The organism is Elusimicrobium simillimum (assembly GCF_049639735.1).
Taxonomy (GTDB): Bacteria; Elusimicrobiota; Elusimicrobia; order Elusimicrobiales; family Elusimicrobiaceae; genus Elusimicrobium; species Elusimicrobium simillimum.
In genome coordinates this window covers 473,500-498,470 of the sequence record NZ_JBEVVA010000003.1, presented here as the reverse complement: position 1 = coordinate 498,470, position 24,971 = coordinate 473,500, and the positions used below count along the sequence as shown (strand labels likewise).

Here is a 24,971-nt window from a genome sequence, read left to right as displayed (position 1 = left end):
AAAAATTGAAATTTAGTCAAATCTGAAAGCCATCTGCACTGCAATAAGCAACCAATTACATAAGTAAAAGCCCCGCCGTATGGCGGGGCTTTTGTACTAAATTTCCTTAGCTATTAACTCTGCCGCTTCAACCGGGTTTTTGTGACCTGTAATCGGACGGCCTATTACCATATAATCCGCGCCGGCTTTTATGGCGCCTTTTGGCGTCATAATCCTTTTTTGGTCGCCCGCTACGCTCCAGAGTGGGCGTATGCCGGGGGTTACCAGCGCCACGCCGGGGCCAAGCGCCTTGCGTAATTTTTTTACTTCTTTGGGGGAGGATACTATGCCGCCAAGGCCAGCTTCCTTTGCCATTTTGGCAAGTTTAACTACCATTTTTTCCGCGCCGTCTTTAAAACCCAGTTTTTTAAGTTCTTTATCGTCAAGGCTGGTTAAAATTGTTACGCCCAGTACAATTGGCGTTTTGCCTTTTTTGCTGTTTTCTTTGGCGGCGGTGGCGGCGGCTTGCATCATTTCAGTACCGCCGCTGGTGTGTATGGTCATCATGTACACGCCAAGCTTGGTTGCCTGTGCTACCGCTTTGGCTACGGTGTTTGGTATGTCGTGAAACTTTAAATCTAAAAATACTTTGCCACCAAGTTTATGTATTTTTTTAATTATGCTTGGGCCGCAGGCGGTAAAAAGTTCTTTACCTACTTTAAATACGCCAACTTTACCTTTAAGTTTTTTAACCAGCGCCAAGGCGCGGGCCTCGGTTTCTACGTCTAAAGCTACTATTATTCTGTCACTTGGCTTCATATTTTCACCTGTCCTTTAAGTTCTGTAATATCTTTAAAATTATTTTCTTTAAAATAAGCTTCTATGCCGCGCACAATTTCTTCACAGGCGCGCGGGTTAACAAAGTTTACGCTGCCAACCTGCACCGCGCTCGCGCCGCAGAGTATAAACTCCAGCGCATCTTCAGCGTTCATAATGCCGCCGCTGCCTATTATAGGTATGCTGACTTCTTTGTAAACTTCATACACGGCTTTTAACGCTACGGGTTTTATTGCGCCGCCGCTAAGGCCGCCAAAAATATTGCCAAGCATAGGCCGCCTGGTTTTAAGGTCCACCATCATGGCGGGTAAAGTATTGATAAGAGTAAGGCCGTCCGCGCCGGCGTTCTCGCACGCTTTAGCTATTACTTTAATATCAGTAACCTGCGCGGAAAGTTTGGCAAAAATAGGTTTGTGCGTGCCCGCGCGTACAGCGGTAATAATGGCGGCGCTTGTGTCCGCGCATTGGCTAAACAAACCTTTACTTTTGCCGTGCGATACGTTGGGGCACGATAGGTTAACCTCAATAGCGTCCAGCTTTGCCACGTCTAAAATTTTGGCAAGCTCACCGTACTCTGCCGCGTCATTGCCCGCTATGCTTGCGATAACCTTTGTGTCATACTTTGCTAAAAACGGTAAGGCGGTATTAATAAAATATTCCACGCCTTTATTTTCCAAACCTATAGAATTAAGCATGCCGTACGGGGTATCGGCAATTCTGGGCGGCTTGTTGCCCTCGCGCTGGTTTAGCGTAATGGTTTTACAAAGCACCGCGCCCATTACGCTAAGGTCAAAAAACTCGGCAAATTCTTTGCCGTAACCAAAGGTGCCGCTGGCGCTCATCACGGGGTTTTTAAGTTCTAAATTACCAAGTTTTGTTTTTACCATACCACGTCCCCCCCGTCAAAAACAGGCCCGTCTTTGCAAACCATTTTATATTTGGTGTCTTTGTTTTTAAGTTTCACCGGGCAGCCCTGGCACACACCCAGGCCGCAGGCCATTTTTTCTTCTAAAGATACCTGCACAGGCGTATTATATTTAGCACCTAAGTCAGCCACGCAGCGCAGCATGCCGTGCGGGCCGCAGGAATATATGACGGCGTTTTTTGCGGTTTTAAGCGTGCGTTCAAGCGGTGTGTCTATCAAACATTTTTCACCTAAAGAGCCGTCTTCTGTTGAAATTATAACTTCTCCAAATTTTTTAAAAAGCTCTATGCCCGCAATTTGTTCGGCCGTTTTGGCGGCTAAAAATATCTGCGGCTTTTCGCCCGCATTAAAAATAGTCTCGGCTAAAAACATAAGCGGCGCCACGCCCATACCGCCCCCGGCTATCAAATGCGTTTTGCCCTTTTCTATGGTAAACCCGTTGCCTAGCGGGCCTGTGACATTAATTTTTTGGCCTTTTGTTAAACCGCTTAAAATATCAGTACCTTTACCAACGCGCTTAAAAAGTATTTCACAGTCGCCTCCAGCCCCCGCGCGGTAAACGCCAAAAGGCCGCCTTAAAAACGGCGCGCCAGCACCCTCGCACAAAACCTCAACAAACTGCCCGGGGCGTGCGGCTGCGGCTAAATCAGCGCACATAAATTTAAGGTTAAAAATATCTTTAGCTACTTCAGTGTTAGAAATAACTTCAGCGTCAAAATTATTCATTTATTTTCCCTTCCGCAAAAATATGTTTACCGCCAACAAGCACGTGCTCCACACAGCCGGTAAGCTCACGGCCGATATAAGGCGTGTTGGAACTGGAGGATAAAATTTCCTCTTTGGTATAAACCCATTTTTTATTTAAGTCTATCAAAGTTATGTCTGCAACTTGACCAACCGCTAAACTGCCGCCGTTAAGTTTAAAAATACTGGCGGGGTTTACGCTCATAAGTTCCACTAACTTTTTTAAATCTATAAGACCTGATAAAACTAAAGTTTCGTAACTCAGCGCGAAAGATGTTTCCAGCCCTATTATGCCAAACATAGCAAGGTCAAACTCAACTTCTTTTTCATGCGGGGCATGGGGGGCGTGGTCTGTAGCTATGGCGTCAAGCGTGCCGTCGGCTAAAGCTTTTTTTACTGCCTCAACATCTGTGGCAGTACGCAGCGGCGGGTTCATTTTGGTATTGCCACTAAAGGATTCACATTCTTTTTCCGTAAGTGTAAAATGGTGCGGCGTGGCCTCGGCCGTAATACGCAGCCCTTCTTTTTTAGCGGCCGCTATAAGTTCACATGATTCTTTAGTTGAAATGTGCGAGAAGTGCAGCGCCGTAGCGGTCTCTCTTACCAAATCTATTTCACGCTTTACAGCCTCGTACTCGCTGGCGTTGGATATGCCTGTAAGGCCAAGCTTGCTGCTGATAAAGCCGTCGTTCATTACGCCGTTTTTGGCAAGTTCCAAATCTTCCGCGTGTGAGGTAATAGGCAGGCCAAAGTTGTAGGCGTATTTTAAAGCCGCCTTCATAACGTCCAGGTCCCACACAGGCGAACCGTCGTCAGATAACGCCACCGCGCCGGCGGCTTTAAGTTCTTTAAAATCTGTAATCTCGCCGCCTTTTCTTTCTTTTGTAATAGCGCCAATTACTTTTACGTTTACTAAAGCGTCGGTTTTTATAATTTCATTAGCCTGTTCAACGTGCTCTTTAGTATCCATAGCGGGGTTGGTATTGGGCATCATGCATACTGTTGTAAAACCGCCCTTGGCCGCGCTCATGCTGCCGGTGGAAATAGTTTCTTTACCTTCGTAACCAGGCTCGCGCAAGTGCACGTGCAAATCTATAAGGCCCGGCACGCAGGTTAAGCCGTTTGCGTCTATAACCTCAGCGTCCGTCTTAATATTTTTTTCTACTTTTGCTATGCGGCCGTCTTCCACAAGAATATCGGCCACGGCGTCAAAGTTGTTTGCGGGGTCTATTATGTGGGCGCCTTTTATTAAATATTTCATAAATTATTTATCCTCTTTTGGCGGTTGTTGTTAAGAATAATACGGCCATGCGTACCGCTATGCCGTTGGTAACTTGTTCAAGTATAACTGAGTTGGGGCCGTCGGCCACGTCTGAGCTTATTTCAATGCCTCTGTTCATGGGGCCGGGGTGCATGACAACAATGTCAGGCCTGCATTTTTTTAGGTGCGCGCGTGTAATACCGTACTGTTTATAGTACTGCGCCGGGCTTGGGAAAGCGGCTGCGTTATCACGCTCAAACTGCATACGCAATACGTTTACAGCGTGCGCGTCACGCAAAGCGGCGTCAATATCAGATGTAACTTTTACGCCAAACTCTTCTGCGTATTTAGGCAAAATAATTTCAGGCGCGCACAGCGTAACATTGGCGCCTAATTTTGTAAGCCCCCATATGTTGGAGCGGGCCACGCGGGAGTGTGAAATATCGCCCACTATCACAACATTAAGGCCTTTAAGCGTGCCAAACTTTTCTTTAAGCGTGTACATGTCTAAAAGCGCCTGCGTGGGGTGCTCATGCTTGCCGTCGCCGGCGTTTATCACGCTGCCTTTAACAAAGCGGCTTAGCACATTTGCCGCGCCGGGGCTTGAGTGGCGTATTACAAAAATATCTACCTTTAAAGATTCAAGGTTGCGCCCTGTGTCGGCAAGAGTTTCACCTTTTAGTACGCTGCTGGCTTTCATGTCCATATTAATAACGTCGCAAGAAAGCCTTTTTTCGGCCACTTCAAAACTTACGCGGGTGCGGGTGGAGGCCTCGTAAAAAAGGTTAACGGCTGTTTTGCCGCGCAGCGCGGGCACCTTTTTAATATCGCGGGTGGAGACCTCTTTAAAAGAAGCCGCCGTGTTTAAAATATGTTCTATTTCTTGGGCGGACAAATGTTCTAACCCAAGCAAATCTTTTTTGGTCCATACAAATTTATTTGGCATCTTTTACCCCCAATACAACCTCGTCCACGCCGTCATGTTCGGCAAGTCTTACGTGTATAACTTCTTTTTTTGAAGTGGGTACAATTTTACCGGCATAGTCTGCGCTGATGGGCACCTCGCGGTGGCCGCGGTCAATAAGTACGGCAAGTTCTACTTTACCGGGGCGGCCTAAATCAGCCAGTTCGCTTAACGCGGCACGTATGGTGCGCCCGGTGTACAAAACGTCGTCAACTAAAATTATTGTTTTATCAGTAATATCAAAGTTAATATTAGTGCCTTTAATTACCGGGTAGTCGGCCACTTGGCTAAGGTCGTCGCGGTAAAGAGTAATATCCAGCTCACCGTACATTACTTTGGTTTTGGCGGCCGCTTCAAACTTGTCTTTTAAACGCTGCGCCAAAAATACGCCGCGCGTGCGGATACCTACAAAAACAATGTCTTCATAAGTCTCGTGGCGTTCAAGCATTTCGTAAATCATTCTTTGAAGAGTCTTTTCCATATCGGCTGAATTTTTTAATAATTTTGTCATAAAACCTCTAATGTCTAAAATGTCTTATACCTGTTAGCAACATTGCGATGCCGTGCTGGTCACAGGCGGCAACGGCTTCCTCGTCTCTTATAGAACCGCCTGGTTGTATAATAGCCGTCACACCCTCGGCCGCCGCCATATCTACGGCGTCACGGAACGGGAAAAACGCGTCTGACCCCAGCACAAGCACTTTGGGCTTAGCGTTAGATTCTAAATATTCGGCGTATTTTGTTGAGGCCATTTTTACGGCGTCAACACGGCTCATTTGCCCCGCGCCAATACCTACTGTTTGGCATTCTCCCGCCAAAACTATGGCATTGGATTTAACGTGCTTTACCGCCGCCCAGGCAAACTTGAGTGCTGTCTCTTCCTCTTTAGTAGGCTTACGTTTGGTGGGGCAAGTGAGTTCGCCGTTAAATAAAATTTGGTCCGGGTCTTGCAGTAAAACCTCTTCTCCTACTGACTTAAGCAGCGGGCGCGCGCTAAGCGGCGTGGTGCGTTTTAGTATGCGTAAATTCTTTTTTTGTTTTAAAATTTCCAATGCGTCCGCATTGTAATCAGGCGCACAAACGGCCTCTACAAAAAATGTTGAGATAAACTGCGCTATCTCTTTATCCACCGCGCGGTTAAACGCTATTATACCGCCGTAGGCTGATTTTGGGTCGCACTGCCAGGCGCGTTCAAACGCTTGTGTAAGAGTGTCGCCGGTGCCTATGCCGCACGGCGTAATATGTTTAAAAATAACGCAGGCGGGCACGTCAAACTCATGCACATTGTCCCAGGTGCCAAAGGCGTCTAATATATTATTGTAAGAAAGTTCTTTGCCGTGTAATTGCTCAAAAGAAAATTCTTTACCTTGCGTATAAAGCGCGGCTGACTGGTGCGGGTTTTCGCCGTAGCGCAGGCTTTGCAGTTTTTCTAGCACTACTATTTTTGTGTCCGGGTATTTTTGGCCGAGGCCTTTTTTAAATTCTTCTGAGATAGCGGCGTCATAGGCTGCGGTATGAGTGAACGCTTCCACGCAAAGTTTTTGGCGGGTTTCGTACGTTAAATCGCCGGTGTCCTGTAATTCTTTTAATACTTCGGTGTAGTCCTGCGGACGGCAGATAATGGCGACGTCTTTAAAATTTTTGGCCGCGCTGCGCACCATGCTGGGGCCGCCTATATCTATATTTTCTATAACTTCCGGCGCGAAAGAGTGTGAGGCTTTGGCCGCTGTTTCTCTAAAAGGGTAGAGGTTAACTACCAGCATGTCTATAGGTTCTATACCAAGCTCTTTTACTTTTGCAACATGCTCGGCGCTGTCTCTTTTAAACAAAATGCCACCGTGCACATGCGGGTGCAAAGTTTTTACTCTGCCTTCTAAAATCTCCGGAAAATTAGTGAGCGAGCTTAAATCACGTACTTTAATGCCGGCCTCGGTTAAAAACTTGGCCGTGCCGCTGGTTGATACAATTTCTACGCCAAGCGCACTTAACCCTTTGGCAAAATCTGCCAAGCCTGTTTTGTCTGATACTGAGATTAACGCTCTTTTAATTCTGCTTTCCATTAAGTTTATCCTCACAAAATAATTTTACCGCTGCCGGGTATAAAATATGTTCCTGCTCTAAAACTCTTGCCGCTAAGGTTACCGGAGTGTCGTTTGGTAACACGGGCACTTCACGCTGCATAATTATGCCGCCTTCGTCATACTTGGCGTTTACATAGTGCACCGTGGCGCCGCTTTTAACCTCACCCGCCGCAAGTACCGCTTTGTGCACATTACCGCCGTACATGCCTTTGCCGCCGTAGGCGGGCAGGAGAGCGGGGTGAATGTTGATGGCGGGGCAAATATTTAAAATTTCCTGCGGCACCATTTTAAGGTAACCGGCTAAACAAATTAAATCTGGATTAATTTTTTTTAATTCTTCTGCCAAACCGCTGCCGCCTTCAATAAATACGGGTACATTAAAACGCTTGGCTTTTTCCACCGCGCCAATGCCTGGCTTGGACGCCACCAGCAGCACAATTTCACCATTGATCCCGCCGTTTTTAACAGCGTTAGCCAGCGCTTCAAAATTGCTGCCGCCGCCGCTGGCAAAAACTACTATTTTTTTAGCTCTTGGCATAAGACAACCTCACCTTTGCCTTTGGCCGTCCAGCCTATTTCTATAAGGGCGGGTAAAAGTTTTTTGGCCGCTTTAACGTCTTCTTTTTTTAAGCATACTACCATGCCTATGCCCATGTTAAAGGTATCAAACATTTCTTTGTCAGACACTTTGCCCTTTTTCTGAAGCGTCTTCATAATGGCTGGTACTTTGAAAGAATTGGTATCTATGTAAGCGTCTAGATTTTTAGGTAAAAACCTGCACACGTTACCCGGTAAGCCCGAGCCTGTGATATGCGCCATGCCCAAAATATTCTTTTTTTGCTTAGCCAGACCGTCACGCAGTTTTAAAATATCTTTTACATAAATTTTGGTTGGCGTTAAAAGCTGTTTGGCGTACTTTTTAAGTTCTTTACCAAAAATATGTCTGACAAGTGAGTAGCCGTTGGAGTGAAAGCCGCTTGATGGCAGGCCCAGCAATACGTCACCCGCGCGCACTTTTCCGCCGTCAATAATATCAGAGTTTTTTACCATGCCGACTGAAAAGCCGGCCAGGTCATATTCGCCGTCTTTATAAAAACCCGGCATCTCGGCCGTTTCGCCGCCTAACAGAGCGCAGCCTGACTGGTTGCATCCGTCCAAAATGCCTGTGATAATTTGTTTAGAGGTTTTTAAATCTAACTTGCCGGTGGCGTAATAGTCTAAAAAGAACAGCGGTTTTGCGCCGCAAACAATAAGGTCGTTTACGCACATTGCCACCAGGTCTATGCCGATAGTGTCGTGCTTGCCAAGTATGAACGCCAACTTAAGCTTGGTGCCTACACCGTCTGTGCTGGCAACCATGCTGTAGTCTTTGTTAGCAGGGTCTTTCATAAGGCCCGCAAAGCCGCCTATACCTTTGGCTTTGGTTGCTATAAAATCAGCAAATTTATCCCCTTTTACAATATCAACGCCCGCTTTTTTATATGTAGACATTACGCTCTCCTATTTATTTTTATCAATAATATTTTGTTGTGTTTTTTCACGGAACGTGAGAAGCTTACGTTCAAGCTCCGCGTCTTGTAACGCTAAAATTTGTACGGCAAACATAGCCGCGTTTCTAGCGTTATCTATGCCCATGGTGGCCACAGGCATACCCGGCGGCATTTGCGCTGTGCTAAGCAGCGCGTCCACACCGTTAAGTGGCCCGGCCGCAAGCGGCACGCCTATAACGGGCCTTACAGTTAAGCTGCATACTACCCCCGCCAAGTGGGCGGCTAAACCCGCGCCTGCTATAAAAACTTTAGCGTCTTTATATTCCTGCATAAGCTGGTGCAAATAGTCTGGCGAGCGGTGGGCGGAACAGACTTTGGTCTCCCACTTAACGCCAAATTCATTTAAAACTTCCTGCGCTTTTTCCATTACAGGCTTGTCGCTCACGCTGCCCATAAGTATAAGTACTTGTGTCATGTTACGCTCCTATATCACGCCTAAATTGCATGCCTTTAAAATTTATTTTTTGTATTTCTGTGTAAACTTTTTCTCTGGCCTCGGCCATTGTGGCGGCGGTTGCCGCTACGGCCAACACGCGGCCGCCGTTGGTGTAAAACTTGCCGTTTTCTTTTTTGGTACCACTGTGAAATACTTGCGCTTTAACGTTTTCAAGGCCTGTAATTTCTATGCCTTTGGACGGCGCGGCGGGGTAATCACCCCCCGCTAAAATTACGCAGACTGACGCTTCCGTATTAGCAAAGTCAGCAACGCTGTTTAATTTTTTATCACAGCACGCTAAAATAATTTCTAGCAAATCTTCTTTAAGTACGGGCAAAACTGTTTGGGTTTCCGGGTCGCCAAAGCGGCAGTTAAACTCCAGTACATTTGTGCCCTGGCTGCCCTTCATTATACCCGCGTAAATTATGCCGCAGTAATCAATGCCCTCGGCCTTAAGGCCTTTTATTACATTGTCAAATACATTTGTTTTTACAAATTCGATATCCGCCGCTGTAATATCGGCCACCGGGGTATACACACCCATGCCGCCGGTATTGGGCCCTTTGTCGCCGTCTAAAAGCCTTTTGTGGTCACGGCTTACGGGCAGCACTTTGTAAGAATCGCCGTCCACAAACGCCATTATGCTGGCTTCTTTACCGTCTAAAAATTCTTCTACCACCACTTTATGCCCGCTGGCGCCAAGCACGCTGTCCGCCATAAAATCTGTTAACGCTTGCATGGCTTCTTCTTTAGTCAGGCACACTCTTACGCCTTTGCCCGCCGCCAGGCCGTCCGCTTTTACAACTATAGGCAGCGCGGCGTTTTGTACGTAATCCTGCGCGGGTTTGAGATCAGTAAAACTTGCGTAGGCGGCGGTGGGGATATTGTACTTTTGCATAAACTCTTTGGAATATTCTTTAGAGTATTCCAGCTTTGCCCCGGCCTTAACCGTACCGAATACTTTTATGTTTGCCGCCCTAAGCGCGTCTGCCAAACCCGCCGCCAGCGGGGCCTCGGGCCCTACTACTACTAAATCTACGGCGTTAGTTTTGCAGAAAGCGACAACATTTTCATTCGTGCTCATATCGGCAAAGTTAAATTTTATTTTTCCGCCCTCAGCTGCCGCGACGCTGGAGTACACAATGCTTGCCAGTTTGCTCTCAGCTATTTTCCAAGCAAGCGCGTGCTCACGCCCGCCGCCGCCTACTATTAAAATGTTCATCTCTTCTCCAACGTGCTTTTAGAAATTTTAGTTAAATATTTGCCTGTAAAGCAACAGTCGCAATATCCGCCGCTGCCCTCTATACCGCCGCAGGCGGCCGCCGCGTTGGCCTTAGTAATAAAGGTAAGGCTGTCCGCGCCAAGCTCGCTCTTAATTTGCTCATGGGTATGCGTGCAGGCTATAAGCTCTTTTTTATTTGGCGTATTAATACCGTAAAAACATGGCGCTACAATTGGCGGGCTGGTTAAAGCAAAATGTATGTGCTTAGCCCCGTGCTCACGCAGTATTTTAATAAGTTTTTTAGACGTTGTGCCGCGCACGAGTGAGTCGTCCACCAAAACTATGCTTTTGCCTCTTACAATATCTTCAATAGGCAGTAGTTTAAGGCGCACAACCATCTCTCTTATATTCTGCGCGGATTTAATAAAAGAGCGGCCCATATAATGGTTTCTTACAAGGCCCATTTCAAAAGGCAAGCCTGATTCTTTAGCAAAGCCAAGCGCCGCGAAAAAGCCCGAATCCGGCACCGGCATAACAATGTCTGCCTTAATGCCCTTCATTTGGCGGGCTAATCTTTTTCCCATTTCCATACGGGCATTGGCCACGCTGTGGCCCCTTATAACAGAGTCCGGCCTGGAGAGATAGACTTGTTCAAAAATACAGTTTTTTTGCGCTTTGGGTTTGGTAAAGTGCGTGGTGGTAAGCTTGCCGTTGTTTATTATAAGAAGCTCGGCAGGTTCAATATCGCGCAGATATTTGCCGCCCATAACCTCTATTGCCGACGTTTCCGACGCTACTATATAAGTTTTGCCCAGTTTGCCAAGCACCAGCGGACGCAGACCGTACGGGTCACGGAACGCTATAAGCTTGCTGCCCAGCAGCATAACGGCGGCATAGCCGCCCTCAATCTGTGAAAGTGTTTTTTTGAGCGCGTTTTCTAAACTGCCTTTTTGTTGGGCGAGTAAATGTATTATAAGTTCTGTTTCTGAATAATGCTGCAAGATAGCACCTGAGTTGCGCATTTTTTTAATAAGAGGTTCAGTATTAATAATATTGCCGCTGAGCGCGATGGCCACATCGCCAAGCGCGGTGCGGAACACAAAGGGCTGCGCGTCTTGCACGCCTGTTTTTATGCCTGACGTAGGGTAGCGCACATGGCCGATTGCGCTGTAGCCCTGTAAATGCATCAAGTCCTCGGTTGAAAACCCGCCCATTACCAGGCCGCCGCTGCGGTGCAGGCGGAAGTTTTTTAATTCATCATCATAAGCCGCTATACCGCAAGATTCCTGGCCCCTGTGCTGTACTGAAAATAAACCGACATGTGTTAACTCAGCCGCCTTGTCACTGCCTTGCACTCCTATTACACCGCCCATAAACTCTCCTCTAAAAAGTTAATTTAAATGTAATCAACTACGTTTTTGAAAATCTGCAGGCCTACAGCTTTTGCGTTCTCCATTTCTTTACGCGTCCAGGCCGGATGGTGTAGCGCGTTAAAGTACCTTTCGGGGTGCGGCATAAGGCCAAAGCAGTTACCCTTTGTGTTGCATAAGGCCGCAATATCTAACACGCTGCCGTTGGGGTTGTTAACATAGGTTAAAGGTATTGTGTTATTTTTTTGCAGCGCGGCTAAAACCGCTTTGTCGTTAATAACAATTTTACCCTCGCCGTGCGCTATGGGCAGCTCTATGATGTCACCCAGGTTTTTAGTAAATATACAGGGCGAGTTTTTGTTAACTTTCAGTTTTTCCCACTGCGCTTTAAAAATGCCGGAATCGTTAAACGTAAGGCTGGCTGTTTGCGCTTTTTCTTTACCCTCGGGTAAAAAGCCCAGCTTGGTAAGCACCTGGAACCCGTTACATATGCCCATTACCGGGCGGCCCGAATCAATAAACTTTTTAATATCAGCGTAAACTTTGTTCATATGTACGGACCATATTTTACCGCCGGCAATATCGTCGCCGTAAGAAAACCCTCCCGGGAAAACTAGTACGTCATAATCTAATATTTTTGTTTTGCCCGAGGTAATTTCGTTAGTGTGCACCAGCTCGGCCGTTGCGCCGCTGGCGTCAAGTGCGTGTTTGGTTTCTATATCGCAGTTTATACCTGCCGTACGTACTACAAGCGCTTTAACTTTTTTCATATAATCCTCTACATTAAATCCTTTAAGGTTTTTTGCCAGCTGTTTTTTAGTTTGGCCAGGCTCTCGCTAAGTACAACCTTCTTGCCGTCTGTTGTGATTTGCAGGTTTTTGCCGGCGGTTACTTTGCCAATTTTGGCAAATTTTACGCCAGCCATAATTTTGGCAAACGCTTTGGCGTCTTTAGCGGGCACTTCTAAAATTATGCGGCTGGCGGACTCGCTAAATAACTTTTGCGCGTCGTTAAGTTTGGCGGACGGTATTTTTTTAAGATTAATATCCGCGCCCAGGCCGCCGCTAAAGCACATCTCGGCCAGACCGGCGGCTAAGCCGCCTTGGCTTAAGTCATGCGCCGCGCGTACAATGCCTTTTTGCATCGCGCTGTAAATCTTTTTGTAGGCAGCCATGGCTGACGCTGTGTCAACCGTAGGTGTGAAAGAATTTTTTATACCCAAAATACCCTCGGCCACACTGCCGCCGAATTCGTCTTTGGTTATGCCGACTATATAGATATCGTTGCCGGCCTCTTTAAGGTCCATGGTGACGGACTTGCGCACGTCATACACAGGCGCGGTGGCGGATATTAATATAGTGCCGGGTACGGCAACATCACGCCCTTTGGCGTCTTTACTTTGGTTATAAAAGGAGTCTTTGCCCGATATAAACGGCGCACCATATGCCATGGCGCCGTCATAACAGCCCTTGGCAGTAAGCACTAATGAACCCATAAGAGTTTTGTTCTCCGGGCTGCCCCAGCAGAAGTTATCTAAAAACGCTGTTTTTGTAATGTCGGCGCCTACGCAAAGCAGGTTGCGCACGGCCTCGTCGCAGCAGTTAAGCGCCATTTGGTACGGGTTGGTTTTGCCTATGGCGGGGTTAAGGCCGTGTGATACGGCAAAGCCGTTGTAGTCTTTAGTATCGCCCGTTACGCTTACAGGCCAGATTACGCTGGAGTTGCCCGGGCCGTCGTGCGTTATGCCTTGCAGCGGTTTTACCACGGTGTTGCCCTGCACCTCGTGATCGTATTGTCTGATAATAGATTCACGTGAGCAGGTGTTTAAATCTGACAGAGCTTTGTGCAAAACTTTGCCGTAGTTTTTGGCGGCAAGTTTAAGGTTGGTCTTTTTAAACTTAACATCTTTCCACTCTGCTTTACGGGTAATTTTAGGTACGCCCATGTGCAGGAAAGAGTTGTCCATATCAACTATTTTTTCTTTGCCGAAATATACTTCAAGTTTGTTGGTATTTGTAAACTCGCCCAGTACACAGTACTCGCAGTCTTCTGATTTTAAAATTTGTTCCACCGCTTTTAAGTTTTTGGGTTCTACGCAAAGTATCATTCTTTCTTGTGACTCTGATACCCATATTTCCCACGGTTTAATTTTGCTTTCTTTAAGCAAGGCTTTGCTAAGGTCAACACGTACGCCGGTTTCGCTGCCAAGCTCGCCTATGGCTGAGGAAAACCCGCCGGCGCCGCAGTCTGTGCCGCCGCGGTAAAGGCGCTTGTCACGCAGTTTCATCATAGCGTCTAAAACTTTTTTCTCGTTAATGGCGTGGCCTATTTGTACGGCCGATACTTCGCTGGCGTCCTCAATATTGGCGCTGGAAAATGTGGCGCCGTGCAGGCCGTCACGCCCCGTGCGTCCGCCTATGGCTACAACCAGGTCGCCCACGTGCACCTTTTTATCTACAGCCCATGTAGGCATAATACCAATGGTACCTACAAAAACCAGCGGGTTTAAAGCGTAGTTATCGTCAAACCAAACCGCGCCCGCCGCCGTAGGTATACCAAGGCGGTTGCCGTAGTCTCTAACTCCCTCAATTACGCCTGTGATAATACGGCTGGGGGCAAGAGCTGCGGGTGGTAAATCTTTATTATACTTAGGGTTCGCAAAACAAAAAATGTCTGTATTAACCACGGGTTTTGCGCCAAGGCCCACGCCAAGAATATCGCGCACCACGCCGCCTACGCCTGTCTCGGCACCGCCGTAAGGTTCAACCGCGCAAGGGTGGTTGTGCGTTTCGGCCTTGAATGCCAGCGCCCATTTTTATTTTGGCCAAATTCTATTACGCCGGCGTTATCTTTAAATACGGACAGGCACCATTTTTTATTAAGCTTTTTGGTGGCTTTGTGCACGGTGTGTTTAAAAAGGCCTTCTTTAATAACTTCTGTTTTATTGTTGTGCTTAAACTCAACCGGGTCATTAAAAGTTTTATGTTTGCAGTGTTCTGACCATGTTTGCGCTATAGTTTCCATTTCCGCCTGGGTAGGTATGCGGCCGAGGGTCTTAAAATATTTCTGCGCGGCCAGCATTTCGGCCTCTTTTAAGCTCCAGCAGGCTTTGTCCTGCAAAACGCAAAGGTCATTGGCACAAAGATTATTAAAGTTTTCAAGCAGTTTTTCCATATTAGCGGCCCTCTATAGTAAATTTATTTAAAACTTCGTTAACAAAGGTTTTTTTAACGGCGGCCTCTAAGGCTGATTTAGTAAAAGTACCTTTGATTGCGAAACAGTTGCCTACCCTTACGCTTTGCGGTTTTTCAAAACCCATGGCGGTAATGGCGTCACGAACGGACTCGCCTATAACGTCGGTAGAGGAGTCTCTTATCCAAACTTCAACTTTATAATAACCTTTGGGTGAGGAGAGTGTGGTGCGACAGGTTTCAAGCACAGGGTCTGTAAGTAAGTTTTGCGCGATGTCTTTAACCTGTTCTTTGTTATAAACACCGTTGATTTTGTAGGCCGTGCTGGGGATAACTTCTTTCACGTTTTTAAGGCCTACGCGCTCCAGGCGTTTTTTAATAGAGGCAACTTTTTTGTCGCCATAACTGCCTTTGTAAAAAACTTCCACAAAACTTTCCATATAATCTCCTTGAAAGCAAAAGTAAAGTCCAGTAAAAATCCAATTAATTAGTGCCGTCGTGTTACTGAATTTCACAGGGCTTTGAGTAAAATTTGGATTTTCTTTCTTTTCAGCACACTTGGTGCGGGAACACGGTGGGTGTGTTGAAAAGAAAAAAATTCAAATTTTGCCAAAGACCGAAGAAATTCCAAACCGCTGATGAAACCCAAGCGAACATAGTGAGCGACACAGCCGGAACGCGAAGCGCAAAAATCTTTTAAAGAACACTAAAAAAAAGACAGCCCTTTATAGGCTGCCTTTTAATATTCTGTCTAAAGCTTCTTTATATTTAGACACCGCGCCGTCTACAATGTCTTTGCTGATAGCGGGCGGCGTAGAGTTTTTGTCCCAGCCGGTTTGTTCCATATAATCACGTATAAATTGCTTGTCAAAGCTGGCGGGGTTGGAGCCTACTTTATAATGCGCGGCGTCCCAAAATCTGGAAGAGTCGGGCGTGAGCGCCTCGTCTATAAGTATAACTTTGCCGTCCAAAAGGCCAAATTCAAATTTAGTATCGGCCAGTATCATACCGCATTTTTTAAGGTACTGCTCGCCATAGTTATAGAGCGCTATGGATAAATCTTTAAGTTGGCCGGCCAAGTCCGCGCCTAATTTAGACTCCATATATTCAAAAGAAACGTTTTCGTCGTGCCCCGTGTCGGCTTTGGCGGCCGGGGTAAATATAGGCTGCGGCAATTTCTGCGCCAGTTGTAAACCCTCAGGCATTTTTACGCCGCATACACTACCGGACGCTTGATACTCCGCCCAGGCGGAGCCTACTATATAACCGCGTACCACACATTCAAAGTCTATACGCTGGGCTTTTTTAACAAGTACCGTGCGGCCGTCGTAGTAAGGGTCAGTTAATTGTGAATCTGCGGGTAAAAAAGTGTTTATTTCTTTAATATCGGCGGATATTAAGTGGTTGGGCACAATATCCTGCGTTTTGGAAAACCAAAAGTTGCTGATTTGGCTGAGTATGCGGCCTTTGCCATCGATAGGTGTGGGTAAAACATGGTCGAATGTGGAAACCCTGTCTGAAGCTATTATTAAAAGTTTATCGCCCAAATCATATACATCGCGCACTTTGCCTTTTCTGAGTAAAGGTAAGTTTAGGTTTGTCATTTGATTTTCCTTTCCGCGGAGATTACTATATTTTCAAGTAAGCACGTAAGCGTAAGCGGCCCTACGCCGCCGGGTACCGGGCTGACTGCGCTTGCTACTTTAACCACTTCATCATAGTCAACGTCGCCGCAGTAAACGCCTTTGTCGTCCTGGTTGGTGCCGACGTCCACTACTACGGCGCCGGGCTTAATCATATCGGCACGCAAAAATCTGGCCGCGCCTATGGCGCATACTACTACGTCTGAGTTGGAAAGGGAGGCTTTGATATCTTTGGTTCTTGAGTGGCACACTTTTACAGTGGCGTTTTTAGCCATTAACATTTGCGCCAGCGGTTTGCCTACTGTAGTGCTTCTGCCTATGACGGCCACTTCTGTACCGTTAAGGTCAACTTTGTGATAATCCAGCAGCAGCATGACAGCCTTGGCCGTGCACGGGGCAAAGCCTTTCATTGCGTCTATCTCTTTATAGGTTTTGCATAAAAACAGCCTGCCCATGTTAAATACCGCCGCGCCGTCTATATCTTTCTCGGCGTCAAGCGCTTCCCATACGGCGGGCGTGTCTAAATGTTTAGGTAAAGGTTTGGGTATTAAAATTGCGTCGACATTTGTGTCTGCTGATAAATCTTTAAGTATTTTAAGAAGTTCTTCTACAGTGGTAGTGTCTGTAAGTTCTATTATTTGGCCTTGAATGCCAAGTTTTGCTGCGGCTTCAATTTCTTTTTGCAGGTAAAGATAGGAAGCGTATCCCCCTTGCCAGCCTATACCGACAAGTTTTAACGGGCGGTTAAGCTTACTTTGGCAAGTTTGGACTCTGGTTTTTAGGCCGTCTCGAATCTCTTTAGAGAGGGTTTTGCCTTCAAGTATCATAGCTTTATAATATCAAATAAAAATTAATTTAACAAATTGGCAAGATATAACGTCTAAAGCTAAGAAAAAGAAGCAATATCCTCCCCCTCTTAGGGGGGAGGAAGTTTTGCCGCGTCGTTTTTTGCGAAGCAAAATGTGGCAAAGCAGGTGAGGGTATTTCTGTTGTTATTATAAGAGCACTTATTTCATAAAAGAAGTATATTTGTGTATATCACCCTCACCAAGCCCGCCTACGGCGTTGGCCTCCTCTACATACTTGATATATGCATGCTACGCTATCCCCTAAGAGGGAGAGGAAAAAACTTTATTTACTTAAATATCGGTATATATTTATACTCTTTTATAAGTTTTGGTTTGCGCTTTTTTATTAGAGCTATAGCTTTGTCCAAATGTTTAGAAGTACACTTGCTTACCTCAACAGGTAAATACCAGTCATCGCCCGATATTATGCTTTGCGCTATGTTTTCTATATTTATGCCCACGTCACCAATGGCGCTGCCAACGGTGCCTATTACGCCCGGCTGGTCGGTGGTTTTTATGATTAAAAGATAGCTCATAGGGTAATCATTAAAGTTTGCTAATGTATGTTTGACGGGGTTGGCGGACTCTTTAAAATCTTTAATATAGCCGTGTTTGGCTATAAAAACTACGTCGGACACTACCGCGCTGCCTGTTTCTATAGCGCCGGCGCCTTGGCCTACAAACAGGTGCTCGCCGGAATATTTGGCATTTATTTTAACGGCGTTTGTAGCCCCGTTAACGCTGTACAAATAATCTTGGTTGGATATTACGGCCGGCTGCACGCAGGCGTAAACTTTTTTGCCCTCTTTAATGGCAAACGCGATTAACTTTATGGTGCTGTTAATACTTTTGGCTACCATAAAATCTTCTTTACTTACATTAGTTATGCCTTTGACGGGGAACTCCTGCGCCGTGGCCTCTATGCCGTAAATAAGCTGCACAAGTATTTTAAGTTTATTGGCGGCGTCCATACCGTTAATATCCATGGTGGGGTCCAGCTCGGCGTAACCAAGTTTTTGCGCCAGCTTAAGCGCGTCGTCAAAGGTGCTGCCCTTGTCGTTCATTCTGCTTAAAATAAAGTTGCTGGTACCGTTTACTATGCCTGTAATGCTGTCTATCATGTCGCCGGTAAAGCTGTCTTGCACTACTTTAATTAACGGGATAGCGCCGCATACCGCGCCCTCGTAACCTACGGCTTTATTTTCTTTTTTGGCGTAGTCAAAAATATCGTGCCCGTGCTTGGCCAAAATAGCCTTGTTGGCGGTTACCAAATGCTTGCCGCTTTTAAGTATACTTTTGTGCAGCTTGTGGATATAAGCGCTGCTGCCGCCTATTGTTTCTATAACTAAATCTATCTCCGGGTCCGCCAAAACTTCTTTTACGTATTCGTCGCTTCTGTCTTTGGTTATTTCTTCTTTTTTGGTGCAAAAAATATCTAAGGGCAAATCATATTTTTTAGCCGAGCGCACGGGGTGCAAGGTAACAATCTTTTTTATTTTTATGTCCGCCCCATTGGCGCGTTTTTTAAGTTCGGCCGCTGTCTCAGTTATAATTTTTGCCGTGCCGCCGCCCACATTGCCGCAGCCTATTATTGCTATATTAAAAGTTTTCATTTTGTTTCTCCTTTAAATTTAAAACGTGTTTGATGATGTTGTTGTAAAACTGCGTGGCGCCGTCTTGCCAGGTGTTCACCGGTATGCCGTCACGGTAGTAATTAACGGGGGCGGCGATTTCTTTGCCTGCCGCTTTGTCACGGGTGTATTCCAGGTGCAAGGTATCGGCCTCGTACTCCGGGTGGCCTGTGACAAATAAGTTTTTGCCATCTTTGCACGATACTATGCTCACTTCCTCGCCAAACCAGGCTTCCAAGTTTAGGTTGGGATTAGCACGCACGGTGTCAATATCCAGTGTTGTGTGCCTGGAATGCGGCATATTAAACAGCCCGTTAAAACCGCTAAAAAACGGCGATGCGGCGTTAAAACTCTGCTCAAAAATGCCAAAACATTTTTCGCTAAGCGGACTCTTTTCTATACCATAAAATTTACTTAGCGCGGCCTGCGCGGCCCAGCATATATAGATATTAAACAAGCTGTTTTTACGTGTGTACTCCAGCACGTATTCCAGCTCCGCCCAGTAGTCAACCTCGCCAAAGGCCAGGTGCTCTACCGGGGCGCCTGTAATGATAAAAATATCAAACTTGCTGTCTTTAATATCCTGTAAAGTTTTATATTTCGCCAACACATCATCGCCGGTATTTTTGCTTTTATGCGTAGCCGTTTTTAGCCAGGTAATATCCACACTGTGCCCGCCGCGCGTAAGCGCGGCCGTAAGGTGGCGCTCCGTGGCCTGCTTGGTGGGCATAAGGTTAAGTATGCACGCTTTTATCATTTAAGCGCCGCCTCAATATCAGCTTTAATATCTTCTATATTTTCTATACCTACTGATATTCTTATAAGATCGTCCGTTATACCCGTACTCTGCTTTTCCGCCGCTGTCAGCTGGCTGTGCGTGGTGCTGGCGGGGTGGGTGACTATTGTGCGTACGTCGCCAAGGTTAGTAGCGTGAATGCAAAGTTTTACATTTTCTATTAATTTTTTGCCCTCTTCATAACCGCCCTTTACGCCAAAACTAAGGACAGAGCCAAAACCTTTTTTAAAATATTTTTTAGCTGGCTCGCCAAATTCATTGCCGTTAACTGACGGATATTTTACCCACGCTACTCTTGGGTGATGCTCAAGGAAGTCCACCAGTTTAAGAGTGTTTTCAATATGCCTGTCCATCCTAACATGCAATGTTTGTAAACCTTGCAAAGTAAGGTAAGAGTTAAACGGGCTTTGGCACGCGCCTATGTCGCGCAGTACTTGCGTGCGCAGTTTTATTATAAAGGCGTTTTGCGGGAAGTCTTTGGCATAGGTTATGCCGTGGTAACTGGGATCCGGCTGGCAGAACGAGGGAAAGCGGCCGCTGGTCCAGTCAAATGTACCGCAGTCTACCACCGCGCCGCCCATTACACCGGCGTGGCCGCACAAAAATTTGGTTGTGGAGTGTATGACAATGTCGGCGCCGTATTCTTTGGGTTTAAAAAGGTATGGCGTCATGCAGGTGTTATCAACTATAAAAGGTATTTTGTGTTTTTTGGCGATGGCGGAGATTTTGTCAAAATCAGGTATTTCACAGCCCGGGTTGCTGATGGATTCCACAAAAATAGCTTTTGTTTTGTCTGTGACCAAACTTTCAAATTCCTCAGGCTTTCTTACATCGGCAAACTTTACGGTTATGCCAAGACGCCTGAGCGTGTGCGAAAACATGTTAAACGTGCCGCCGTAGAGTGCCGATGAGGAGATAATTTCATCTCCACTCTGGGCTAAAGCGCAAATTGTCATAAACTCCGCGCTGTGCCCGGAGGAGGAAACCAATGCCCCCGCGCCGCCCTCAAGCGCGTTTATTCTTTCTTCTAAAACTGAGTTGGTGGGGTTGTTTAAGCGGGTGTAAATATAGCCGGCGTCTTTAAGGTCAAACAGGTCTTTGGCGTGCGCCGCGCTGTTAAACTGGTAGGCGTTGGAAAGATACAGCGGCGGGTTGGTGGCGCCGGTGGCGTCTATATCAAAACCGTAAGATACGGCTATAGTTTCTATATTTTGTTTGGTCATATTATCTCCTGTAGACAAACTAAAAAAATAACCCGTCAGGCGGTTGCCTAACGGGTTATTTTAATTTGTAAATTTATTTATCTAATTAATTATCCGCAAGGCAACGTGACAAGCACATCATGCTCATCATACCCATCATCATTGCATTGTTAAGGATAATATTCTGCTTCATGCAAAAACTATAGCATATTTTTAAAAAAGTGTTTTAAAAAAATAAAAACCACAACGGAAGTGTGTAGAAACCTCATTTATACATCGCTTTCAATTTTGAGTTTCTTTTTTATTTTCCCGGCCGCAGACAATACTTAAAAGCGGAGCGTACGGCAAGGCCGGGAAAATAAAAAAGCGCTCAAAATTGGAAGCCTGGAGCGCCATGGAATAAGGAATAGAAAAAATAAAAGGCCGCCCAACCGGACGGCCGTATTAATAAGGGGATTTTGAAAGCAGTTATTTTGGCAAAGCCAAAATATTCAAAATCTCTTTTTACGAAGTAAAAAGAAAATCCCCGCCGAAACGGCGGGGATTTAAACTCATTTTACTGCCAGTTTGTTAGTACCGGGGGTACTAATAGTATCATTGACATTATGAACAACACCACCATCAGCGGCAATATCCACTTAAACCATTTACCAAACGGTATACCCGCTAAACCGATAGCGGCAATGGTAACGGGGCTGGTGGGGATACAAATATTTGTCCAACCATCGCCAAACTGAAACGCCAGCACCATTGTCTGTCTGGTTATGCCGATAAGGTCCGCCAGCGGCGTCATAATAGGCATGGTAAGCACGGCTTTGCTGGAGCCTGACGGTATAAAAAAGTTAATAACCGCCTGCACCAAAAACGCCGCCCAGCTTGCCAGCACGGGGTGTAATTTGGAAATACCGGCGGCCATAAAGTTAAGTATGGTGTCTAGAATATAACCGTTGTTAGCGATAATTACGATAGCCTTGGCAAACGCCAGCAGTATGGCAATCTCTGCCATGCCTCTTACGCCGTCAAAAAAACTGTCCGAAGCGTCTTTAATAGACAGTCTGCCAAACACAGCGCACAGCGCGGCCACGCCTAAGAATAAGCCTGAAATTTCTATAATATACCAACCGTCCGGCGCCAGGCCGAATGTTTTAATAAAATCAAAACCCAGCAGTCTTACGGAAACATCGTTAATCTGCGGTTTAAGCACGCCGCCAACAAGTAGGAACATGCCCAGCACAAATGTCACCAAAACCAAAATTTCCGACGTTCTTATTTTACCGTCTTTATCTTGGTCAAAAGAAGCAAGTTCTTTTCTTTTTTCTATATCAAATTCATAGGTAAGACTTTTCTTGGGGTCCTTTTGTATTCTGGCGGCGTAAATCATAACAAACGCTATAACAACAACTGTTGATATAGCCCACACAATAAGCCTGTAACCAAGACCGGAATATAACGGCACACCCGCGATACCTTGCGCTATGCCAAGCGTAAACGGGTTAGCAAATGCGCCCGCAAAGCCGGCCGCCGCGCCTAAGTACGGTATGCAAACGCCAAGCGTAGAATCGTAACCTAAAGAGAGACAAAGCGCAATGAATACGGGTATAAATATCAGCGTTTCCTCGCACATGCCAAACGTGGCGCCGCCTAGCGAGAATATAAGCATAGTAACAGGAATAAAAAAGCGTTTTAATTTTGGGTTGGAGGCAAATATAAGGCTGGCCCTTTTTATGCCCGCCGTAATAGCGCCTGTTTTTTCAACCACGGCGAATACGCCGCTGATGATAAGTAAAAATACTATAATTTCCGCCGCGCTTATAAACCCTTCCACAGGCGCTGTAAGCACGTCAAATAACCCTTGGGGGTTAGACGGAACTTTCTCATATGAGCCGGCAACAACCATTGTTCTGCCGTCTTTTTGCACGGTTTGGTATTTACCGCTGGGAACTATCCATGTAAGTATAGCCACCATGGCTATGATAGCCAATATTATGGTGAATGTATTAAGTTTAAACTTCTCCATTTCCTGTCTTCTTTCTCCTTTGCTCTCAAATAAAAACTAAGGCCCTTAATTTCAAAAGGCCTTAGTTATATATTTTATAATTTATTGACTAGTTTTTGTTAAATTTTTCTTTAAATAAAGCGTAGGGGATAGACAGCGCCTCGCGCATATAGGCGGGCGGACATAAATACAACGGCGTAGGGGCGCCTAAAAGCGTAAAATCCAACCCCTCTTTGCCCGTCAAACGGGCCGCCCTGTATAGGTGGTACCTGCTGCTTATAACGGTAACTTTATATTTTTTATCCTGGCCAAAGTATTCGCCCAGCACATATTTTGAATAACTTAAATTTTGTTGTGTATTTCTTGATTTATTTTCCAGCAAAATACGCTCACGCGCTATACCTGCGGCAATTAAATACCTTTGCATGGCATTGGCCTCTGATATGCTTTCCCCGGGGCCCTGCCCGCCGCTTACAACTATAATGGCGTTTGGATTCTTTTCTATATATTTAAGAGCGGTATCAAGCCTGCTTTTAAGCCCGGGCAAGACCGTTTCCCCTTTTATTCCCGCGCCCAGTATTATTACAGCGTTTTCAGTATAGGCGGCAGTTGTACGGCCGGTAAAAAGTATAAATATACACATAACGGCAAAATAAAGTAAAAACAACCCGCACATATTTACAAATGTGCGCAGCAAGCGTGACTCCGCGCCCCAAAACCACGCCGGAACAATAAAACAAGCCCCCGCCGTTAAGGTTAAAAAGTTGGCAATACGCGGCCCTGTTACAAATGTTATTATAAGCGCGTCCAGTATTAAAACCAGACCAAATATTATAAGTAGTTTTTTAATCATAAAATAAAAAAGTGCGGGCATTACCCGCACTTAAATTAATTTGTTAGTCAGTAAATTTTTTAAGCAGGTTTTGCGCTTGTGTATAGCGGTAATAATTGGCTATATCCATGGCGGTCTGTCCGTCTATATTTCTCTTTTTTACGCTGGCGCCCGCGTTTAACAGCATTTCCATAATTTCAGTATCGTTAACGGCAGCGGCCCACATAAGGGCGTTCATACCGTTATTATCCTGCTTGTCCAGGCTGACTTCACCTGATTCCAGCAAAATTTTTACATAATACGGGTGCCCTTTTTTGGTGGCTATTATAAGAGAATGCTCACCGTCTTTATTAGTAAAGTTGGGCAGGCCGTTATCTTCCAAAAACCATACGGCCATATCCGTCCAGTCCGGGCTACTGCCCGTGCGGGAGCGTTCCATAACCAAATTAAGCGCGCTTATTTTGTCTTTTCTGTTTGGGAAGTTCGGCCTGGCGCCGTTTGTATAAAGGAGTACGGCGGTATCAAGGCAGTCATTTTTAATAGCTATAACTAACGGCGGGTTATATTCCTGGTCTGCCGTGTTCATATTTATAGGCTGGCCGGAATCTATGGCCGCTTTAACATTTCTTATATTACAGCTTTTAACGTCATAAAGAAAATCCACAAAAGCGTCTTTTTGCTCTTCGGTCACATAGTTTTGCGCGGGCAACGCGCCTGCGCCTAAAAGTGAAATCAGTGTAAATAGAAGTATTTTTTTCATATCCCCTCCGTATGATTGATTATAACAAACTAATTGCTATATACGCACAAACAGCCCCCGCGTTTGCGGGGGCTGTTTAACACTAAATATTTATACTCTTGAGCCGGGTTTAACTACCGGGTCGCCTTTTTTACACATCGGGCAATCCGCTTCTTCATAGGTTTCCACTTCAACCGCCGCCATGCTGGCTAACGGTACGCCAAAATCAACTGTGCCGCCGCTGCGGTCTATTAAAGAGGCGCACGCCACTACCTGGGCGCCCATTTCGTTAATAACATCTATAACTTCCTTGGTGCTTTTGCCTGTGGTTACAACGTCTTCCGCTATTAAGCAGAGTTCGCCGGGTTTAAGGTCAAAGCCTCTTCTAAGTGTGACTTTGCCGTCAACACGTTCGGTAAAAATACCTCTTACACCTATTTGGCGGGCAAGCTCGTACGCTATTACCACGCCGCCCATGGCGGGGCCTATGACAACGTCTATTTTAATATCTTTAAGTTTGGCGGCAAGTTCTTTGCACATTGCTTCTGCTATTTGCGGGTATTGCAAAACTTTGGCGCACTGTAAATATTTAGAGCTGTGCAGCCCGCTGGAAAGTTTAAAGTGCCCTTCCAACAAAGCGCCACAATCTTTAAAAATCTTCAAAACTTCTTCTGTTGTCATAGTGTTCTCCTGTTTTAAATAAAAGCCCCGTAAACGCGGGGCT

Annotated in this window: 25 protein-coding genes; all 25 read right to left on the bottom strand. The window is 45.9% G+C overall.

Going from position 1 to position 24,971, the window contains the following annotated elements:
* Positions 1–96: 96 nt before the first annotated feature.
* Positions 97–798, bottom strand: a complete 702-nt coding sequence (gene pyrF / locus AAIR98_RS03040) for an orotidine-5'-phosphate decarboxylase (RefSeq protein ID WP_423970777.1) — start codon at positions 796–798, stop codon at positions 97–99.
* Positions 795–1,703 carry a dihydroorotate dehydrogenase gene (locus AAIR98_RS03035; RefSeq protein ID WP_423970776.1) on the bottom strand — a complete coding sequence of 303 codons (909 nt, stop codon included), beginning with the start codon at positions 1,701–1,703 and terminating at the stop codon, positions 795–797. The genes pyrF and AAIR98_RS03035 overlap by 4 nt, the downstream gene beginning before the upstream one ends.
* Positions 1,697–2,467, bottom strand: a complete 771-nt coding sequence (locus AAIR98_RS03030; RefSeq protein WP_423970775.1) for a dihydroorotate dehydrogenase electron transfer subunit — start codon at positions 2,465–2,467, stop codon at positions 1,697–1,699. The genes AAIR98_RS03035 and AAIR98_RS03030 overlap by 7 nt, the downstream gene beginning before the upstream one ends.
* Positions 2,460–3,746, bottom strand: a complete 1,287-nt coding sequence (locus tag AAIR98_RS03025; RefSeq protein ID WP_423970774.1) for a dihydroorotase — start codon at positions 3,744–3,746, stop codon at positions 2,460–2,462. Before AAIR98_RS03025 ends, AAIR98_RS03030 begins: the two co-directional genes overlap by 8 nt.
* Before the next feature lie 7 nt (positions 3,747–3,753).
* The gene (locus AAIR98_RS03020; protein WP_423970773.1) at positions 3,754–4,692 is read right to left on the bottom strand and encodes an aspartate carbamoyltransferase catalytic subunit; all 939 of its coding nucleotides are present in this window, start codon (positions 4,690–4,692) and stop codon (positions 3,754–3,756) included.
* Entirely contained in the window at positions 4,682–5,221 is a 540-nt protein-coding gene (pyrR, locus tag AAIR98_RS03015) for a bifunctional pyr operon transcriptional regulator/uracil phosphoribosyltransferase PyrR (protein WP_423970772.1), read from the bottom strand. The genes AAIR98_RS03020 and pyrR overlap by 11 nt, the downstream gene beginning before the upstream one ends.
* A 7-nt stretch (positions 5,222–5,228) precedes the next feature.
* Positions 5,229–6,770, bottom strand: a complete 1,542-nt coding sequence (gene purH / locus AAIR98_RS03010) for a bifunctional phosphoribosylaminoimidazolecarboxamide formyltransferase/IMP cyclohydrolase (protein WP_423970771.1) — start codon at positions 6,768–6,770, stop codon at positions 5,229–5,231.
* Positions 6,754–7,329 (bottom strand): phosphoribosylglycinamide formyltransferase, encoded by a 576-nt coding sequence (purN, locus tag AAIR98_RS03005; RefSeq protein WP_423970770.1) that lies wholly within the window; start codon positions 7,327–7,329, stop codon positions 6,754–6,756. The genes purH and purN overlap by 17 nt, the downstream gene beginning before the upstream one ends.
* Complete coding sequence (gene purM / locus AAIR98_RS03000) at positions 7,308–8,282, bottom strand: phosphoribosylformylglycinamidine cyclo-ligase (protein WP_423970769.1); 975 nt, start codon at positions 8,280–8,282, stop codon at positions 7,308–7,310. Before purM ends, purN begins: the two co-directional genes overlap by 22 nt.
* A gap of 9 nt (positions 8,283–8,291) precedes the next feature.
* Complete coding sequence (purE, locus tag AAIR98_RS02995; protein ID WP_423970767.1) at positions 8,292–8,756, bottom strand: 5-(carboxyamino)imidazole ribonucleotide mutase; 465 nt, start codon at positions 8,754–8,756, stop codon at positions 8,292–8,294.
* 1 nt (position 8,757) lies between these two features.
* A complete protein-coding gene (purD, locus tag AAIR98_RS02990; RefSeq protein WP_423970766.1) occupies positions 8,758–9,999 on the bottom strand; it encodes a phosphoribosylamine--glycine ligase in 1,242 nt (413 codons plus the stop codon).
* Positions 9,996–11,372, bottom strand: a complete 1,377-nt coding sequence (gene purF, locus AAIR98_RS02985; protein WP_423970765.1) for an amidophosphoribosyltransferase — start codon at positions 11,370–11,372, stop codon at positions 9,996–9,998. The genes purD and purF overlap by 4 nt, the downstream gene beginning before the upstream one ends.
* 23 nt (positions 11,373–11,395) lie before the next feature.
* Positions 11,396–12,139 (bottom strand): phosphoribosylformylglycinamidine synthase I, encoded by a 744-nt coding sequence (gene purQ, locus AAIR98_RS02980; protein WP_423970764.1) that lies wholly within the window; start codon positions 12,137–12,139, stop codon positions 11,396–11,398.
* A gap of 8 nt (positions 12,140–12,147) precedes the next feature.
* Complete coding sequence (gene purL, locus AAIR98_RS02975; protein WP_423972032.1) at positions 12,148–14,175, bottom strand: phosphoribosylformylglycinamidine synthase subunit PurL; 2,028 nt, start codon at positions 14,173–14,175, stop codon at positions 12,148–12,150.
* Positions 14,103–14,543: a hypothetical protein gene (locus tag AAIR98_RS02970; RefSeq protein ID WP_423970763.1), complete on the bottom strand. Its 441-nt coding sequence runs from the start codon at positions 14,541–14,543 to the stop codon at positions 14,103–14,105. Before AAIR98_RS02970 ends, purL begins: the two co-directional genes overlap by 73 nt.
* A 1-nt stretch (position 14,544) precedes the next feature.
* The gene (locus tag AAIR98_RS02965; RefSeq protein WP_423970762.1) at positions 14,545–15,000 is read right to left on the bottom strand and encodes a phosphoribosylformylglycinamidine synthase subunit PurS; all 456 of its coding nucleotides are present in this window, start codon (positions 14,998–15,000) and stop codon (positions 14,545–14,547) included.
* 285 nt (positions 15,001–15,285) lie between these two features.
* Positions 15,286–16,164 carry a phosphoribosylaminoimidazolesuccinocarboxamide synthase gene (locus AAIR98_RS02960; protein ID WP_423970761.1) on the bottom strand — a complete coding sequence of 293 codons (879 nt, stop codon included), beginning with the start codon at positions 16,162–16,164 and terminating at the stop codon, positions 15,286–15,288.
* A complete protein-coding gene (locus AAIR98_RS02955) occupies positions 16,161–17,030 on the bottom strand; it encodes a bifunctional 5,10-methylenetetrahydrofolate dehydrogenase/5,10-methenyltetrahydrofolate cyclohydrolase (RefSeq protein ID WP_423970760.1) in 870 nt (289 codons plus the stop codon). The genes AAIR98_RS02960 and AAIR98_RS02955 overlap by 4 nt, the downstream gene beginning before the upstream one ends.
* 308 nt (positions 17,031–17,338) lie before the next feature.
* Positions 17,339–18,664, bottom strand: a complete 1,326-nt coding sequence (locus tag AAIR98_RS02950; protein ID WP_423970759.1) for a homoserine dehydrogenase — start codon at positions 18,662–18,664, stop codon at positions 17,339–17,341.
* On the bottom strand, positions 18,651–19,439 hold the full coding sequence (locus AAIR98_RS02945) for a homoserine O-acetyltransferase/O-succinyltransferase family protein (RefSeq protein ID WP_423970758.1): 789 nt from the start codon (positions 19,437–19,439) through the stop codon (positions 18,651–18,653). The genes AAIR98_RS02950 and AAIR98_RS02945 overlap by 14 nt, the downstream gene beginning before the upstream one ends.
* Positions 19,436–20,701, bottom strand: a complete 1,266-nt coding sequence (locus AAIR98_RS02940) for an O-acetylhomoserine aminocarboxypropyltransferase/cysteine synthase family protein (protein WP_423970757.1) — start codon at positions 20,699–20,701, stop codon at positions 19,436–19,438. The genes AAIR98_RS02945 and AAIR98_RS02940 overlap by 4 nt, the downstream gene beginning before the upstream one ends.
* 535 nt (positions 20,702–21,236) lie before the next feature.
* Positions 21,237–22,697 (bottom strand): YfcC family protein, encoded by a 1,461-nt coding sequence (locus AAIR98_RS02935; protein WP_423970756.1) that lies wholly within the window; start codon positions 22,695–22,697, stop codon positions 21,237–21,239.
* A gap of 88 nt (positions 22,698–22,785) precedes the next feature.
* On the bottom strand, positions 22,786–23,529 hold the full coding sequence (locus AAIR98_RS02930; RefSeq protein ID WP_423970755.1) for a YdcF family protein: 744 nt from the start codon (positions 23,527–23,529) through the stop codon (positions 22,786–22,788).
* A gap of 43 nt (positions 23,530–23,572) precedes the next feature.
* Complete coding sequence (locus tag AAIR98_RS02925) at positions 23,573–24,268, bottom strand: ankyrin repeat domain-containing protein (RefSeq protein ID WP_423970754.1); 696 nt, start codon at positions 24,266–24,268, stop codon at positions 23,573–23,575.
* 90 nt (positions 24,269–24,358) lie between these two features.
* Positions 24,359–24,928, bottom strand: a complete 570-nt coding sequence (gene pyrE, locus AAIR98_RS02920; RefSeq protein WP_423970753.1) for an orotate phosphoribosyltransferase — start codon at positions 24,926–24,928, stop codon at positions 24,359–24,361.
* Positions 24,929–24,971: the final 43 nt, after the last annotated feature.

Bases quoted from the DNA above. Each gene is read 5' to 3' on its own strand.
- pyrF (WP_423970777.1), bottom strand. From the start codon at position 798: ATGAAGCCAAGTGACAGAATAATAGTAGCTTTAGACGTAGAAACCGAG.
- AAIR98_RS03035 (WP_423970776.1), bottom strand. From the start codon at position 1,703: ATGGTAAAAACAAAACTTGGTAATTTAGAACTTAAAAACCCCGTGATG.
- AAIR98_RS03030 (WP_423970775.1), bottom strand. From the start codon at position 2,467: ATGAATAATTTTGACGCTGAAGTTATTTCTAACACTGAAGTAGCTAAA.
- AAIR98_RS03025 (WP_423970774.1), bottom strand. From the start codon at position 3,746: ATGAAATATTTAATAAAAGGCGCCCACATAATAGACCCCGCAAACAAC.
- AAIR98_RS03020 (WP_423970773.1), bottom strand. From the start codon at position 4,692: ATGCCAAATAAATTTGTATGGACCAAAAAAGATTTGCTTGGGTTAGAA.
- pyrR (WP_423970772.1), bottom strand. From the start codon at position 5,221: ATGACAAAATTATTAAAAAATTCAGCCGATATGGAAAAGACTCTTCAA.
- purH (WP_423970771.1), bottom strand. From the start codon at position 6,770: ATGGAAAGCAGAATTAAAAGAGCGTTAATCTCAGTATCAGACAAAACA.
- purN (WP_423970770.1), bottom strand. From the start codon at position 7,329: ATGCCAAGAGCTAAAAAAATAGTAGTTTTTGCCAGCGGCGGCGGCAGC.
- purM (WP_423970769.1), bottom strand. From the start codon at position 8,282: ATGTCTACATATAAAAAAGCGGGCGTTGATATTGTAAAAGGGGATAAA.
- purE (WP_423970767.1), bottom strand. From the start codon at position 8,756: ATGACACAAGTACTTATACTTATGGGCAGCGTGAGCGACAAGCCTGTA.
- purD (WP_423970766.1), bottom strand. From the start codon at position 9,999: ATGAACATTTTAATAGTAGGCGGCGGCGGGCGTGAGCACGCGCTTGCT.
- purF (WP_423970765.1), bottom strand. From the start codon at position 11,372: ATGGGCGGTGTAATAGGAGTGCAAGGCAGTGACAAGGCGGCTGAGTTA.
- purQ (WP_423970764.1), bottom strand. From the start codon at position 12,139: ATGAAAAAAGTTAAAGCGCTTGTAGTACGTACGGCAGGTATAAACTGC.
- AAIR98_RS02970 (WP_423970763.1), bottom strand. From the start codon at position 14,543: ATGGAAAAACTGCTTGAAAACTTTAATAATCTTTGTGCCAATGACCTT.
- AAIR98_RS02965 (WP_423970762.1), bottom strand. From the start codon at position 15,000: ATGGAAAGTTTTGTGGAAGTTTTTTACAAAGGCAGTTATGGCGACAAA.
- AAIR98_RS02960 (WP_423970761.1), bottom strand. From the start codon at position 16,164: ATGACAAACCTAAACTTACCTTTACTCAGAAAAGGCAAAGTGCGCGAT.
- AAIR98_RS02955 (WP_423970760.1), bottom strand. From the start codon at position 17,030: ATGATACTTGAAGGCAAAACCCTCTCTAAAGAGATTCGAGACGGCCTA.
- AAIR98_RS02950 (WP_423970759.1), bottom strand. From the start codon at position 18,664: ATGAAAACTTTTAATATAGCAATAATAGGCTGCGGCAATGTGGGCGGC.
- AAIR98_RS02945 (WP_423970758.1), bottom strand. From the start codon at position 19,439: ATGATAAAAGCGTGCATACTTAACCTTATGCCCACCAAGCAGGCCACG.
- AAIR98_RS02940 (WP_423970757.1), bottom strand. From the start codon at position 20,701: ATGACCAAACAAAATATAGAAACTATAGCCGTATCTTACGGTTTTGAT.
- AAIR98_RS02935 (WP_423970756.1), bottom strand. From the start codon at position 22,697: ATGGAGAAGTTTAAACTTAATACATTCACCATAATATTGGCTATCATA.
- AAIR98_RS02930 (WP_423970755.1), bottom strand. From the start codon at position 23,529: ATGATTAAAAAACTACTTATAATATTTGGTCTGGTTTTAATACTGGAC.
- AAIR98_RS02925 (WP_423970754.1), bottom strand. From the start codon at position 24,268: ATGAAAAAAATACTTCTATTTACACTGATTTCACTTTTAGGCGCAGGC.
- pyrE (WP_423970753.1), bottom strand. From the start codon at position 24,928: ATGACAACAGAAGAAGTTTTGAAGATTTTTAAAGATTGTGGCGCTTTG.